The organism is Nostoc sp. MG11, from assembly GCF_014904695.1.
Classification (GTDB): domain Bacteria; phylum Cyanobacteriota; class Cyanobacteriia; order Cyanobacteriales; family Nostocaceae; genus Komarekiella.
This window is the reverse complement of record NZ_JACXXN010000213.1, coordinates 1-668: the sequence shown is the minus strand read 5'-3', so window position 1 is coordinate 668 and position 668 is coordinate 1. Positions and strand designations below refer to the sequence as shown.

Annotated in this window: 1 protein-coding gene and 1 pseudogene; both read left to right on the top strand. The window is 41.2% G+C overall.

What is annotated here, in order from left to right; genetic code table 11:
* Positions 1 to 212: pseudogene (locus HCR01_RS39780) on the top strand (hypothetical protein); the annotation flags it as partial.
* A gap of 13 nt (positions 213 to 225) precedes the next feature.
* Positions 226 to 576 carry a hypothetical protein gene (locus HCR01_RS38155; protein WP_193201044.1) on the top strand — a complete coding sequence of 117 codons (351 nt, stop codon included), beginning with the start codon at positions 226 to 228 and terminating at the stop codon, positions 574 to 576.
* The last annotated feature ends 92 nt before the right edge of the window (positions 577 to 668 follow it).

Below are 668 nucleotides of genomic sequence, written 5' to 3'. Positions count from 1 at the left end.
TACTGTTTACCGGATTTGCAGGAGTAGGAGCGATAGGATGCTGGGGAATGGAAATAATTGAGACTAATACCAACCCCAAAATAATTTTTTCTAGCTGGCACTATCAGAAAAACGCTTGTTTGGGAGGTATGCTGGTTAGTTTTTCCACCTTCTTAGGCAGTTCAATACTTAGGGCAAATCTTAGTATTAGCAGGGATAATTTTCATAAATAATTAGGGCAAAGCCATGTTGAACAAGTACTTAAATATTTGTGCTGGAGCAATGGGAGTAACAGCAGCGCTAATTGGAGGCACAATTCTAATCAAAGGGACTAACGAGGCGAGTGTCAAAAGTGTACTTGCTGGTTCATGGTTGTTATCCGGTGGAAGTCTTTTAGCTGCTACCCGTTTGTATCAAGTCAAAGTCGAGTCAGACATCGACAAGATATTATCAGAAAGACGCAAAGCAATGCCAAAAGCTTGTAGGGGTTGCAAAAACTTTCACGGGGTCAAATACCAAACAGTAATGCTGGTTTGTGCAATACATCCGGGTGGTGTAGAGGGTGATACTTGCGCGGATTTTGAGAAGTTTAACTAACAAAATAGTTATGGAAATCATACTAACTACATCTGAAATACGGGCGATTCTCCAGGGATGTCAGCAGAGTTTACGGCTTGTTCAAAGCACAA

Excerpts from the sequence above, each read along its gene's own strand:
- HCR01_RS38155 (WP_193201044.1), top strand. The coding sequence starts at position 226 with ATGTTGAACAAGTACTTAAATATTTGTGCTGGAGCAATGGGAGTAACA.